This is a genomic window from Neobacillus sp. D3-1R (assembly GCF_052180215.1).
Lineage (GTDB): Bacteria > Bacillota > Bacilli > Bacillales > Cytobacillaceae > Pseudoneobacillus.
In genome coordinates, this window is sequence record NZ_CP197471.1 from 2,186,831 (window position 1) to 2,200,658 (window position 13,828).

16 protein-coding genes are annotated in these 13,828 nt (G+C 32.8%); 10 read left to right on the forward strand and 6 right to left on the reverse strand.

The window, feature by feature from the left end:
* The first annotated feature begins 367 nt into the window (after nucleotides 1-367).
* Nucleotides 368-598 carry a hypothetical protein gene (locus ACSBPO_RS11225; RefSeq protein WP_442600132.1) on the forward strand — a complete coding sequence of 77 codons (231 nt, stop codon included), beginning with the start codon at nucleotides 368-370 and terminating at the stop codon, nucleotides 596-598.
* 39 nt (nucleotides 599-637) lie between these two features.
* Nucleotides 638-1,684: an alpha/beta fold hydrolase gene (locus tag ACSBPO_RS11230; protein ID WP_442600133.1), complete on the forward strand. Its 1,047-nt coding sequence runs from the start codon at nucleotides 638-640 to the stop codon at nucleotides 1,682-1,684.
* Between the two features lie 103 nt (nucleotides 1,685-1,787).
* Here the strand turns inward: ACSBPO_RS11230 and ACSBPO_RS11235 are convergent, their stop codons facing one another.
* A complete protein-coding gene (locus ACSBPO_RS11235; RefSeq protein ID WP_442600134.1) occupies nucleotides 1,788-2,321 on the reverse strand; it encodes a GNAT family N-acetyltransferase in 534 nt (177 codons plus the stop codon).
* A gap of 145 nt (nucleotides 2,322-2,466) precedes the next feature.
* Here ACSBPO_RS11235 and ACSBPO_RS11240 point away from each other — a divergent pair, with 145 nt between their 5' ends.
* Both ACSBPO_RS11240 and ACSBPO_RS11245 read left to right on the forward strand, forming a co-directional pair.
* Entirely contained in the window at nucleotides 2,467-2,574 is a 108-nt protein-coding gene (locus tag ACSBPO_RS11240; protein WP_442600135.1) for a winged helix-turn-helix transcriptional regulator, read from the forward strand.
* Between the two features lie 57 nt (nucleotides 2,575-2,631).
* Nucleotides 2,632-2,823, forward strand: coding sequence for a winged helix-turn-helix transcriptional regulator (locus ACSBPO_RS11245; protein WP_442600136.1), 192 nt, complete (start codon nucleotides 2,632-2,634; stop codon nucleotides 2,821-2,823).
* Between the two features lie 250 nt (nucleotides 2,824-3,073).
* On the opposite strand, the gene ACSBPO_RS11250 is transcribed toward ACSBPO_RS11245, so the two are convergent.
* The 4 genes from ACSBPO_RS11250 to ACSBPO_RS11265 all read right to left on the reverse strand — a co-directional run bounded on the left by ACSBPO_RS11250 (nucleotide 3,074) and on the right by ACSBPO_RS11265 (nucleotide 4,516).
* Nucleotides 3,074-3,202 (reverse strand): hypothetical protein, encoded by a 129-nt coding sequence (locus ACSBPO_RS11250; RefSeq protein ID WP_442600137.1) that lies wholly within the window; start codon nucleotides 3,200-3,202, stop codon nucleotides 3,074-3,076.
* 220 nt (nucleotides 3,203-3,422) lie between these two features.
* Nucleotides 3,423-3,578 carry a hypothetical protein gene (locus tag ACSBPO_RS11255; protein WP_442600138.1) on the reverse strand — a complete coding sequence of 52 codons (156 nt, stop codon included), beginning with the start codon at nucleotides 3,576-3,578 and terminating at the stop codon, nucleotides 3,423-3,425.
* 42 nt (nucleotides 3,579-3,620) lie between these two features.
* On the reverse strand, nucleotides 3,621-3,818 hold the full coding sequence (locus ACSBPO_RS11260) for a hypothetical protein (RefSeq protein ID WP_442600139.1): 198 nt from the start codon (nucleotides 3,816-3,818) through the stop codon (nucleotides 3,621-3,623).
* Between the two features lie 428 nt (nucleotides 3,819-4,246).
* Nucleotides 4,247-4,516 (reverse strand): hypothetical protein, encoded by a 270-nt coding sequence (locus ACSBPO_RS11265; RefSeq protein ID WP_442600140.1) that lies wholly within the window; start codon nucleotides 4,514-4,516, stop codon nucleotides 4,247-4,249.
* A 1,044-nt stretch (nucleotides 4,517-5,560) separates the two neighbouring features.
* Here ACSBPO_RS11265 and ACSBPO_RS11270 point away from each other — a divergent pair.
* The 5 genes from ACSBPO_RS11270 (at nucleotide 5,561) to ACSBPO_RS11290 (ending at nucleotide 9,440) form a co-directional block, all read left to right on the forward strand.
* The gene (locus ACSBPO_RS11270; protein WP_442600141.1) at nucleotides 5,561-5,839 is read left to right on the forward strand and encodes a hypothetical protein; all 279 of its coding nucleotides are present in this window, start codon (nucleotides 5,561-5,563) and stop codon (nucleotides 5,837-5,839) included.
* 180 nt (nucleotides 5,840-6,019) lie between these two features.
* On the forward strand, nucleotides 6,020-6,214 hold the full coding sequence (locus ACSBPO_RS11275) for a hypothetical protein (protein WP_442600142.1): 195 nt from the start codon (nucleotides 6,020-6,022) through the stop codon (nucleotides 6,212-6,214).
* A 176-nt stretch (nucleotides 6,215-6,390) separates the two neighbouring features.
* Nucleotides 6,391-6,780, forward strand: coding sequence for a hypothetical protein (locus ACSBPO_RS11280; RefSeq protein WP_442600143.1), 390 nt, complete (start codon nucleotides 6,391-6,393; stop codon nucleotides 6,778-6,780).
* A gap of 1,396 nt (nucleotides 6,781-8,176) precedes the next feature.
* The gene (locus ACSBPO_RS11285; protein ID WP_442600144.1) at nucleotides 8,177-8,611 is read left to right on the forward strand and encodes a hypothetical protein; all 435 of its coding nucleotides are present in this window, start codon (nucleotides 8,177-8,179) and stop codon (nucleotides 8,609-8,611) included.
* Between the two features lie 511 nt (nucleotides 8,612-9,122).
* Nucleotides 9,123-9,440, forward strand: coding sequence for a hypothetical protein (locus ACSBPO_RS11290; RefSeq protein WP_442600145.1), 318 nt, complete (start codon nucleotides 9,123-9,125; stop codon nucleotides 9,438-9,440).
* A gap of 421 nt (nucleotides 9,441-9,861) precedes the next feature.
* Here ACSBPO_RS11290 and ACSBPO_RS11295 read toward each other — a convergent pair whose 3' ends face one another.
* Nucleotides 9,862-12,981: an efflux RND transporter permease subunit gene (locus ACSBPO_RS11295; RefSeq protein ID WP_442600146.1), complete on the reverse strand. Its 3,120-nt coding sequence runs from the start codon at nucleotides 12,979-12,981 to the stop codon at nucleotides 9,862-9,864.
* Nucleotides 12,982-13,190: 209 nt separating this feature from the next.
* On the opposite strand from ACSBPO_RS11295, the gene pssA reads away from it, so the two are divergent.
* Nucleotides 13,191-13,709 carry a CDP-diacylglycerol--serine O-phosphatidyltransferase gene (gene pssA, locus ACSBPO_RS11300; protein WP_442600147.1) on the forward strand — a complete coding sequence of 173 codons (519 nt, stop codon included), beginning with the start codon at nucleotides 13,191-13,193 and terminating at the stop codon, nucleotides 13,707-13,709.
* The last annotated feature ends 119 nt before the right edge of the window (nucleotides 13,710-13,828 follow it).

Here is a 13,828-nt window from a genome sequence, read left to right on the forward strand (position 1 = left end):
TGAGTATTAATATTAGAGTAATTTATCGGACACAGATTCCGTTATTTGTGAAAAACATAGTGTTTTTCCCTTTGTATAGGACACACGATCCTCTATTTAGGTAAAAAGTGGTCTTTTTGGGCTGATAATACCAATTAGCGTACTGTGTGTCCGATAAGACTTCTAAAATAGCCTTATTTATAAAAATAACGGATTCCCTGTCCTATATAGAAAAGAGAATTAGACTAGTAATCAAAAAACGCATGGGTTTTACCAACAAAAGTATCACTCCTTCCTCTAAATTATACTGTACATAGAGTGGAATCAGATTGTCATTTTTGGAATTTATTGTTTCGTTAATGTAAAATTAAGGAAGAGGTGAAACGTAATGAGGAAATACATCTTAATGTTTAGTGCACTTATTTATATGGGGATATCAACCTATCAATTATATTACGCCTATGCACCGAAAGTTGGCCCAATCGGGAATGGTTTAACAGATAAGATGGTCATCATAATCTGGACACAATTTATTATATTCATGATTGGCGGCCTTTCTTTTTCTACCTTGAGCATTTTCATGTTCATAAAAGACCGTAAAAAGAAGATGGAGCAATAATGTGTCCAGTAACTTTAGATTTTAAAAGGTGTGAATAAATTGAAAGTATGGAAGATTATTATAAGAATCCTCAATATCTTATGTTTATTGGGATTCCTTTTTCCTACTTGGACCCCAAAAATAAAAGGTGATCATAGCATTAGTTCATTGGAACAAATTGAAATCAATGGGACAAAACTAGAAGTAATGATAAGAGGGACGGACCGGAGAAATCCAATTATTATTTTTGTTCATGGGGGACCAGGCTGTTCTGAGATTCCATATGTCAGGAAGTATCAAAATTTACTAGAAAAAAATTATACGATTGTTCATTATGATCAGAGAGGAAGCGGTAAATCCTATCATTTCTTCGAGGATTATTCCTATTTATCAACTGATTTACATGTAGAAGATTTACTGGAATTGACAAATTATGTGACAGATCAGTTTAATCAAAAAAAGGTATTGCTGATTGGCCATTCCTTTGGTACGTATATTGGAATGAAAGCGGCTGCCAAAGCACCAGATAAATTTGAAGCCTATATTGGTATCGGCCAAGTAGCGGATACCATTCAAAGCGAAAAGGACAGCTTAGCCTACACCATCCAACAGGCAGAACTAGCCGAAAACGAGAAAGATGTTCAAAAACTTGAAAGGCTTCGAGACTCCATTGAAAGTGGAGAAAAGATCACGCCTAGAAATTTGGTTCGAAAATATGGTGGAGCAGCAAGAAATATTAATGACAATTTGGATTATTATATTGGCTTTCTTTTTAGTCCAGAATATAACTTGCTTGATGTTGTCCGCTATTTGTTAGGCGTATCTCTTTCACAGAAGATTTTGATACCTGAAGAAAAAGAACTTAATATTACAAGGATCGTAAATAGACTGGAGATTCCATTTTATTTTGTTATGGGAAAATATGATTATATGACCTCTGTAGATGCTGCAAAATCTTATTATGACCAACTTGAGGCTCCAGTAAAAGATTTTGTTCTATTCGACCATTCTGCACATTATCCTCAATTTGAAGAAAAAGAAAAGTTTGCCTATTGGCTGAACAAAACAGTTGCAAATCTTGAGAAAAAATCTAATTTAAGAAAATAGTGAATTTTTAAAAGAAAAATAACTGACTCTTTTGATAAAAGGGTAGAGGGACTAGAAAAAGACGTGCTTTTAAGGAAGCACGTCTTTTGTTTTAATAGGTTATTTATAAAGCTTTATTTCTTAAAACGGTAATAAACCCGCCTAAAATATCATGGCTAACGAAAAAGCCTTTGCGCTTATAGAATTCTAACGCATCTTGATTCCCGTTAGAGACATAGATAAAATAATCCTCTACATCTTCAAAACCTTTCAGCCATTCCATTGACATCTTGAAGAGGGTAGAGCCCACGCCATATTTACGGTAATTTTCTTTAATGTAAAATTGAGATAAGCAGCCGACATGATTTTTACTAACCGAGGAAAGGTCAAAAAATGTAGCAAATTCATTGGAATAGACTTCTTTTGGAGAGATATTAGAATAGACGTAACCAACTACTTTTTCTTCATCTTTTACAACCACAATATAATTGTGTGATGCATTCTTTAAGGATGGAACCATTCTAGTATCAAAATTCATGTTATCAAACAGTTCCGGTTTTATGGAGGCTACTGATTTTTGAAAGGTCATAAGTTCATTGCATAATTCTCTGCAGTACTCACTTTTTTCCTCAGGAATCACTTCATAGGTAAGATTCATATTTTCCTCTCCTTTTATAACTATTAATTATGTATCTACTATATAATTTAAAGATACGACTAAATGAAATCAAGTACGCAGAAAAAGATGAGTAGGTCAGAAAAAACTGACTTAATAATAAATGCTAATTAAAAGGAGTTTTTCCATGGATAGTGCACCAGCTGGAATCACCAAAAAAGAAGATTGCCCATTAAATTATGCCTTGAATATTATTGGCGGAAAATGGCGCCTTCCGATTATTTGGGCTTTATGACAAAACAAAACTCTCCGTTATAACGAATTGAAGCGTCAAGTAGATGGAATTACCAATATGGTATTATCTCAATCTTTAAAAGAAATGGAAGAATACGGACTAATTTTCCGAAAGCAGTACATGGAGATCCCTCCAAGAGTGGAATACTCACTGACAAAAGAGGGGGAGGATTTAGTTCCTTCGCTGAAATCCCTAGCAACATGGGGGAAACATATGCAAGAAATCAATCATTATTTCAAATCTACTTAATAGTTTTAAAAAATGATCACCACCTATTAATAACGGTTTTTCTTTTGAACAGCAAAATCATACATAACAGTATAAATAACCTTGTAAAAAGCATGGTGAATTAACTCATCATGCTTATTCGTTTCCAAAATATTATTCGTGATAATTCAAAGTCGCTATAATTGGAATTACAGCATTAGTTTAACAGTTTTATTGTTGGAACCTTTGAATATGAGCTTGTGAATAAATTCACTTAAACTAACGAGGAAGGTTAGTTGCTTAAGAATAAATGAAATTTTCTTGGTAAAAATACACCTAAAATAACTGTAGGGTGATATTTAATAACGCCTATTCCAATTAATCCTCCAGAGATCATTAATATAAAACTCCATAGTGGCATAAAATACCACCTCCTTATTATTATACATTATTTACCAAATATCAATGATAGGTATTTTGAAATTAGCCTTTTTGTACTATTAATATTTATCTTTTATTTCATTAACGATAGGCGGTTTTATCATAAGCAAGAACGCTTTGGGCAATAAGGAGTAGAGTCTTTTTTAATGTACTAACGGTAGCAGTTTATTTGATGAATATCAGAATAAAAACACCCTTTTTTACAAAGGATGCCTGCATTTAGTTATTTCATTTGGTTTTAACCTTCTTTTTTTGAAATCAATAGCCTGCCACTCTTTGGTTTTTTCATTACTAAAAGTGATTGTCACTAAATCATGTGGGGGGCTGTGTGCACCTTCAAATGTCGTTACCTGCACTCTGACATTAAATAAGTAAGTGCCTATTGGCAGCTTCTTAATTTAGGTTATTTTACCACACATATTTTGTTTAATTTCGCCATATTGTTTCTTCAATTCCTGTTGAATCGAGGGATAAAGCATAATGAAAATCAAGTCATCACGCAACTGTACATCATTTTTAGTTACCGTTTCAGCTTTAACAGGTGAATAAGAGAAAAGAGTTAAGCAGGCAATCAATATGAAACGGCTTTTTCTCATAAAAAAACCTCCATTCCAAGTTTCTCTTATAATTAACAATTAAAGAAATTATTATTAAGTTAACGGGGAGCTAGAGCTTACAAGGAGTTGTGGCAGCAGCTCCTTTTGTTGTTGTGTTAATGGGGAGTTAAGTAGCAGAAGATATAGAGATTTTTGGATGAGTTTTATAACAAATACACCCATCAAAAGCAGGTGAAAAAATTGCATACCCTTAAATTTAATTTTTTTTTATGTATTTGCAATCTAAGGTGTTGGTTCCGGCAGTATGTTTTGTGGGCATAGAAAACAAAACAAGCCATTTATATACAGGTTATGTATATAAACAGCTGTAAAATTTTTTATGTTATTGGACTTAAACCACATTCGTGGAATCAAATGCTTTTTATGTGGTAAAACTAACAATAATACTTATTTTTTTAAGTGAAATCCTATCTATGACCGCCAAACCCCATACCGTGACCACCATAACCCATACCGCCATAACCCATGCCACCATAACCCATACCGCCATAACCCATGCCACCATAACCCATACCATGACCGCCATAACCCATGCCACCATAACCCATACCGCCATAACCCATACCGCCATAACCCATGCCACCATAACCCATACCGCCATAACCCATACCGCCATAACCCATACCGCCATAACCCATACCATAACCAGGGTAACCGCCAAAGAATTGTCTTTCCATTTTATATCTCCTCCTCAAATTGTTTCAAAAATAGTGTATGTGTCCATGTTCAAAGAGGAATGGGCATTTAACTAATTGGTTATAAGAACTATTGATTAGTTTAATTCTATGTACGTATGCCTTAATCTGCAGAGAACGTATGTTTTTACTTATCAATTGTTTACTCTTTGTTTATTTTTGTAAATTACTTAGATATACTATGCTTATGTCAAAATTGACCCAAAAAGCGAACTAAAGTTTGGTTAACATAAAGATGACAAAATAAAAAGATCGTCCCTATTTGGGACGATAAAAGTTTCTCCATTTAAGGACCATCGTTAAAGTACACCATTGTGCAACTTGAGTTTGTGCATTACCCGGTATGACTAAAGAAGATGTTCTCAAATTGTGGAGAACACGTATTGCGAAATGAGTAGAGGTAGCAATCTCAATTGAAACAAAAATTAAAGTTTGAGTCGTGTATTCCATTCCTTTATATATTGGAGTATGGGTTTCTATGCTTGTTACAGCTAACATCTACCCAATATAATTTAGAATTATTAATTAAAATTAATAGAATTCTTAACGGAAAGAAAGAATTCGCAACAATATTTCCTTGGGCAACTAACGGAGGTTTTTATTGCACAAGGTAAACTTTGGATTAGTCAAAAATATGCATTAGCTAAAACATATGAGATATTGCCACAACCTAATAACAAACTTATTCAAAGTAAAAAATAGTTTAAAAAGAGAAATGTCTATTAAAAGAGTAGTAAGGTATTAATAAATACCTTATATGAAATGGTAGGTGACCGGAATGGAAAATCAAATTTTGGATTTATTGGTTGAAATGAATGATAGATTAAGAGACTTTTTATTCTAGAAAAGCGAATTGAAAATTAACCCTTAAAGGCATTAGTGTAAATTAGTGCTTTTTTTTAAAAAAACTCTTTTCTGAAACTTTGTTGGTTTTTGTAACTAGTAAATAGGCAATACATATATAGGTGTTAAACTCATATAAAAATGAAGAAAGAGCTTAGCACTTATTGAAAGGAGGGAATGATAATGGAAAATTCCTCAAAGCAGATTTTAGAAGAAAAAGATTTTCATCATACTATAGAGCCTCACCAAAATCCTCAACAATTAATAAATTCAATGGAACTAGACAGGACACCTTTTAATGATGTGATAAAGCATGGCGACATTGTAAATGGTTTTCAATCCCCCAAAAAAATAGAGCAATTTCCGAAATGGTATCAGAAGCCATATAAAATTATTTCAATCTTGTTCGTAATCGGTCTTATTTTAATGATGTTGTTTCAATTTATCCAACCATTACTTTAAATATTACTGATAAATAGTTAGTCAATTGAGCGTTTATACAAATAGTAGGTCGCTTTTTATATTCTATAGAAAGTTTGTGAAGGATTGTACTTAAAGTAACGGTGAGCTTTACTGCCAAAAGCAGGAAGTAAGGCTTTTTTTGTTGAAATAATAAATTAAGTATGGATCGGGAGATAAATGATGAGGATGAAAATAATGGCTATTATTGTAGGTGTTATTATAAGTTTTATATTAGGTTATTTATCAATGATATTCTTTAATAATGTTAATACGAATACACATATTTTACTTAGTCTGTTTTGGTTTAATATCCTTATGTATATTGATCTAAGAAAAACGAAAATAAAAGCAGAAAATGAGATGGATGAAAATTAAAGGAACTAACGTAAGAGCATTAGTGAAATATCATAGTTGCTAATGCATCTACTTTTTATTATGGAAAAATGGAAAGCAGTGGCTTATAACAATTCCTTTTATGTATAAACGACTCTAATAGTACACTCTTGAGAATGCTAAGTAAAATAAATAAATCTTAAAGGGTGAAAAAACCAATGCAGAAGTTTTTCTTAGCTTTGTTGATATTTGTTTTTACTAGTGATCCAGGAGCATATGCAGCAAATAAAATTAATCCGGCATCAACAAAAGAAGAAATGATGGAAGACGTTTTATTTCAGCATTATGCTTCACATTTATTAAAGATAACAAACCGATTATATGATTGTAAAAAGATCCTCAGTATTGAAAGATTTGATAATAAGCATTTAATTAGAGTAGGGTTAACTACTTTTACGGGGCCTCATAATCCTCCCAATGATTTATATATCATAACTTTCATGGACAGTCCTAGTGGTCCTGAGCAACCATTCGATTTTCATTTGGAAAATGTAGATCAAGTTGAAAACATATCCAATGAACAATATGAGGCTTTTTGTAGGAAATAGTTAATAAGTATCAGAAGTTAATAAACAATACTTTTTCAAATGTATACGTTACCGGAGAGCTTTACTACTTTAATAGGAGTAAGGCTTTTTTGTGCAATTGGCGAAGTTATTTTACTTTATTTCTCTTAGGTTTGGATTATTTTACCTAAGATGTAAAATGAGTTCCAATGATATATTTTTAAGTAGGAATAAAAGTAATTAATATTGATGTAATTACAAATAATGGTGGTGTTTTTTTGAAAAAGTTATTAAGGTTTCTTAGACCTAAAAATACTATTGGCAAAATTGCTTCATATCTTTATTTAGGCGGAAGTGTACTCTACTCCTTATTGTTTATATATTTTTGGAATAATCCAATTTATAGAAATAGAGGAAAATGACAATTTGGAAGGTATGTAATAAAAATTAGTTATAAACCTAGTAAGTGGGGAAATTTATCGTACATTAGTAAATTCGGATTAATAATTTTTTACTTTGGTTTTTCTAGTGGGTTTTTGGGTTGTTTATTAGATGTTTCAAAAACAATCAAAACTCCAGATTATTGGCTTTTTCTAAGTGTGGTAATTACATTTTTAGGTTTTTGGTTGCTGCAATCTTCGATAAAGAAGGTAAGGGAGATATAGGAGTTAAACGAGAATAGTATTGACCATAAGGAAGTAACGTAAGAGCTGTTCTTTTATAAAAAACGATCCCAATAAGCTGAAAACATACAAGTTTTTATTCACTACTTGTGTTTTCAGCTTTTTATTTAGCCTTCGGAAAGTATGGGAGAAGGTTAGTTTAAAAAAACATTTAAGTCACATTACTTTTAAAAAGGAGTAAGCCTAAATGAAAAATTTATTCTTAATTTGTTTGTATACATTATGTAGTGTTATCCTAATCCTTACTATTCTCAAGCCAATCTATCAGATAAAATCGAATATCTACATCCTGCAAATAAGGAAAAAGTGATTGATGAAAATGTAGATGAATTTTACCAGGCATTGAGAGACAAAAGGTATCCAGTGCATCAGGAATTTTACGAAAGACATAAACAACGGCAAAGAGATGTTGGTCTTTTTATAGAAATATCTAATGCATCAGTGAATATTAGAAAAAAGTTGTGGAGGTACTTAGATGCCCAAATATCCAACTTACAAGAAATATTTGAAATAGGACAAAACACTCAAAAATTTGTGTTATTCTTATTCAACAAACGATGAGCTATCCTTCCATTAACATGGATTTTATAAAGCCAAAAATAAACAAGTTTTTATACATAACTTGTTTATCTTTGGCTTATTTTCATACCTTAAAGGTGTAAAGATCCAGATTAATTGAGGATGCAAAAATTATTTGAACTTTACAACAACGATATTTGGTAAAATAATGGGAGAGCAAATTAGGAGGTTTAAAATTGAAATTCTTAAGTTTACTATTTTCGTTTTTATTCATTTTTGGAAGTTTTGTGGCTTGTAGCCAACCAGTTGCAGAAGCACATTCCGAAACAACCGATATATCTTTAAAAGATCTAGAAACTGTAATAAAAGAGCAAGGATTTGAATTAGAAAAGATGGATTTACCAAGTGATAATGTGTTTATTAAAGAATTAAACGGTATTGTTCCTGAAGTATATAATTTAGAAGATAATACATTTTCAGTATATGTTTTTCCCTCTGCGAGTGATAGAGGTAAAGGAATTCAAAGGTTTGAAGAGATGACAGCAACAGCAGAAGTGATAAAACATAAAGCATATGGAATAAATAACATATTGGTGTTTTATGTAAGTGATAATGAAAGTATACAAAATAGATTGTTTGAAGCATTACAAAACTTAGATAGTCCAGAATAAGATAGATCTTGCTTAAGTAACGATGAGCTTTACTTCAATAAGTTGTAGAGTCTTTTAATGTTTTAAAGGTGAGAAATTGTTCCTCAACAAATTATTTGAAGAAGTCCAGAATAGGAAAGTTTTATTTGTATCTACTTCTCTTCTAGACCACTCTTGTGAGTAGGATAATTAGGCTGCTGAGTTTAACAAGGAATTAATTTTAGGAGTAGTTAATATTTAACAGTATGAAATTTGTGGGGGGGAAAACAATGATTAAACAACACAAAATGATCTTTATTGATGAAATTACTTGGTTTAGCTATTTTTCTTGTTCCAATATTTCTAAAAAAACTAAATATTCTAACTTAAATGAGTAAGCCAATGATAATAATCTTGATTATTATCGGTTCAGGCCTTTTAATCTCATCAGACTTTTTTAAAAGAAAAGAATATGAGAATCCCAAAAAAAGAGGACAATTTTAACTAACGAAGAGTTTTAATTTCACCTAAGAAACTGAACGGAGGGAAAATGTTGAAATGTGAAGAATGTAGGTATGAGCATACGAAGTTAGAAAAGTATTGGGAATATAATGGTGAAATAGATGGTGAACATTCCTATACTATCCTTTCTAACATATATGATATTGTTGTATACGAAGGTATAATGAACCACGCATTAACTCTACAAAAAAAGCCTTTTGAAGAAATAGAAGTCTATATAGACACTTGGCGTATTGAATGTCCCTCTTGCCAAACTTGTAGTCTTACAAATGTTAGGTTAATGTCAGAACGTCATAATAAAAGTAATTATTACTTTAAAAAGGGGATTAGGGAATATGAAAGTTTCTAAACTTCTTAATTCACTAATCAAGAGCGATTATGCCATAAGATGTTTATGGCTATAGCCAAGATTATACAAGTTTTTATTCATAAAGACTTGGTTATCTCGGCTTTTTGTCATGAGAACCAATGTAGAGCAGGATTGTTCAAGAAGAAAACTCATTCTATATTTTTTGGAACATATTTTATTTGTTTTCCGTCTAATTAAGCGGAGGTGTTATATGAAACAGATATTTTTATCGGTTTTTATAATGGCATTATTAGTTAGTGGTTGTAATGATAAAGAAAGCAATACTCCATACCCGTTGGGTTCATTACTTTAAATGGAGAATCAATTTTCATATTACAACCAGAAGTTTTTTCGAGTCCATGTAAAAGATAATCATAAAAACTAAAGGCTGGAGGAAAACCTCTCAGCCTTTTTGAAGTTATTAGTTCATACTTTTTGCATCGAAAGATACATTTGTTGATGATTTTTTATGCAACCATTCATAAATGATCGGAATGATGATAAAGCTGTTGATAGTTGAAGTTACCATACCACCTATTACGACAATTCCAAGCGTTTGTGAAATGACCGTATCGGCATTATGAGTAAAGGCAAGTGGTAACAACGTTAGAACGGTTGCAGCTGCTGTCATTAAAATCGGTCTAATCCTTGAAAGGCTACCATTTAATACAGCGTCTTGAACCAGCATTCCTTCTTTGCGATTTCTTTCGATTTTATCAATTAATACAATACCGTTCGTAACCACGATTCCAGTAAGCATTAGAACACCAATTAATGCGGCTAAGTTCCATTCGCCATGGAATAGAATAAGTGAAATCACTACGCCGCTTAAAGCAAGCGGAATGCTTAATAGTACTGATAAAGGTGCTCTCCATCCCTTGAAAATGGAAGAAGTGATTAGTAATACCAAAAGAATAGAAAAAGCAACGGCTACAGACATATCGAAAATCATGTCTTTTACTTGTTCAGAAATTCCACCCAATGAGTACGTTACATCTTTTGGTAGTTTCATATGACTTAAAGCTTTTTCTGCTTGGCTTGAAACTTTACCAATATCATTTGATGTGATTTGTGCTGTAACTAAGGAAAATGGTTGACCATCTCGCTCGCTAATGGTTGAAGGTGACTGATCCTTTTCAATCTTAGCTATTTGGTCAAGACGTACCATTTCGCCGTTATGACCTTTTAATGTTTCACCTCCAAGAGAAGCTAACACATCATCGGCCGTTGCGTTTAACGAAATGGATGAGTTTGTTCCAGTTGAAATTTGATCCAAAAATTGATCTACAGGAAAAGCTTTATGATCCATTGTAACAGTAGCATCTTTCGATGAGGACATATAACGATTAATGACCGTTAAAATGTCTGCCACTTTCATGCCTTTATCTTGAATTGCTTTTTGGTCAAAAGTGACTTTATATCTAGGCGAACCATTCGTTAAATCTACTTTTCCATCTACACTTAAGTTATCTATATTTGATAAATGGGTTCTTGCTTCTTGAGCTACCTGATCCAAAGTAGCTTGGTCTGAACCAGTAAAAAGGATCCGCATTTGTGAGTCATCACCAGATATATTCTGGCTGGTTACTGTATAAATAACATTCTTAGATAATGACGGTAGCTCTTGTTGTAATTGTTTAATAACAGAATTAGCATCTTTGTCGTTTTTCAACACTACAGCTAGGTTTGCCACGTTTGGATAGGTGATAAAACCTCCGCCTTGGTCAAAAACATCATCACTTTGTGGTGTCATAGTGGAACCGAAATTAGCTGAATAAGCATCCACTTTGGGATTTTCCTTTAATGTTTTTTCGATTTTTTGAACTTCAGAATCTACTTGAATTAATGTACTTCCTTTAGGCAATTCTGCTTTGATGGCAATTTGTCCAATTTTCCCACTTGGCAATAAGCTTACTGGGAGAAAAGCAGAATAGAAACCAGCACCTAAAAAGACGACTATAGAAACCATAATCATGGCTTTTTTGTGTTTAAACGCTGATTGCAAAATGGGTTTCATTTTTGCATCGAGTGTAACTGTTTGTTTTTCTCCGTTTCCACCTTTCCATCCCATAAAAGCAAGAGCAGGGATGACGAGCATAGCAACAAAGAAAGAAATCATAAGTGCTATTACGACTGACCAAGCAAATCCACTATATGATGCACTAATTACTCCACCGACAAAAGCAATCGGAATATAAACGGCGATTGTCGTTAACGTAGACCCTAAAATGGCAGGAATCATTTCGATAACAGATGATGCAAGGACAGACAGCATAGATTTATCCTTGTTTTCCTCACGTTTACGATACATGTTATCTAAAATAACAATCGAATCATCGACAATACGACCCATTGCTACAATCAAACCTGATACCGTTAATATATTTAACGTAATACCCATTGACTTTAAAAAAGCTGTGGTTGCTAACAAAGAAATTGGTAATGAAATAGTAATTAATAATGTGCTTCTTATATTTCGGAAGAAGAAGAACACACTAATCATAGAGAATAAACAACCTAGTAAACCTTCACGAACTAATCCGAAAAGAGAGCTGTTTAATTCTTCTTCTCGGTCAAGTAATACGTTAAACGATACATCCTTTGGATTTACAGTATCTAAGTGAAGATGTGCAACACGATCCTTTACTTGGTCAGCTACATCTGTAATATTCGCAGACGGTGTCTTAATAACGTTTAACGTAACACTTGGTGCTCCATTTGTTCTAGAAACTGTTTTAACATCATTTAATGAATGAATAATGGTTCCAAATGCTGAAACCGGAATGGCTTTTCCTTCCTTATTCTTAATCGTTGCGTTCTCCATCTGTTCTAGTGTTAATGGTAATCCATCAAAAGAAACGGGTATGGATAATTGGTTGTTAACGATATTTCCTTGTGGTAAGGATGGAACAGCCAATGCAAACGATTTATTCACATCATCCAAAGTCAATCCATTTTTCACGAGGTCTTTCATTCGAACCGTTAATACTAATCCATCTTTTGCTCCACCAATAACTGATACATCCGATACACCTGGCACAGACTTTAATTGTTTGACCATTTCTTGTGTGGCAGTTGAACGTAATGTTTGTTCATCTAATACTGAACTAGTTACGCTATAAGTCAAAATGGGGAATGAACTAGTTGTTAATCGGGTAACCGAAGGAGTGCTTGTAATCGTTGACGGAAGGTCTGCATTTGCCAACGCTTTATTAACTTGATCTTCGGCTAATTTCATGTCTGTATTCATTGGAAAATATAAACTCATAAATAATCCACCGTCATAAGATGTGGTTTCTACATTGGATAAACCATCCACTGTTTTGACGGCACTTGCCAAATTATCTGTTACTAGTTGCTTTACCTGTGCAGCTTGTAAACCAGATACCCTCATACTTACAGAAAGGGTAGTATTGTTAATTCCAGGCAAATAATCTCTTTGCATCTGGTAAGCAGATATACCTCCCCAAGCTAAGATAATGACCACACATACAATCATAAGAATGGCTCTTTGCATGGTCGCCTCTACAAGTCTTTTCATTGTTTTTCCTCCCAAGACTTATATTAATAGAACCCAAATAACTTTTTCGTTTTTGTAGAGAATTCAAGTATGGTACTTCAATCAATCTGGGCAAGTTAATAATACAAAAGGAATCTGTATATTCCACTAATAAAACATTAATATTTCATTAAAATGCAAAAGGTCGTTTAAAAATAAAGAAAAGGGAACAGCTAGAAAATCAAAATAAAATGATTTTAAGGTCAGGAGAGATAACCTTGTTTAGTCAAGTAGCAAAAGCAGTACCCAATTTATTTACATTGGGAAATTTATTGTGCGGGGTCCTTTCCATTACCTGTAATATGAGTGGCTATTTAGAAGTAGCTTCCGTTTTCATTTTTATTTCAGCAATTTTTGATCTTCTTGACGGAAGGATTGCTAGAGGATTAAAAGTGAACAGTGAATTAGGTGTACAATTGGATTCCTTAGCAGATATAGTTAGTTTTGGTGTTGCTCCTGCGTTGTTATTTCACACAATAGCTGCACCGTCTATTTTGACTTCATTGGCATTTATCCTTTTCCCCTTATTAGGAGCATTAAGATTAGCAAGGTTTAATGTCAAACCAACTATAGGGTATTTTAGCGGGTTGCCTATTCCAGCTGCTGGATTGCCAATCGCTGCAATGGGATTCTTTTCCTATAGTAATGCATGGATTACCATCATCCTTGCTGTTTTAATGGTAAGCCCCATAAGAGTAAAAAAACTTTAACTGAGATTCAATGTGAAAAAGCTAGTAACCTGTTCGCAAAGGGAATAGGTTTTTTATTTTTACAGCCAACAATCTATTTTTTTAATTAATTCATCATTAAGAATCCATTAATTTTGAAA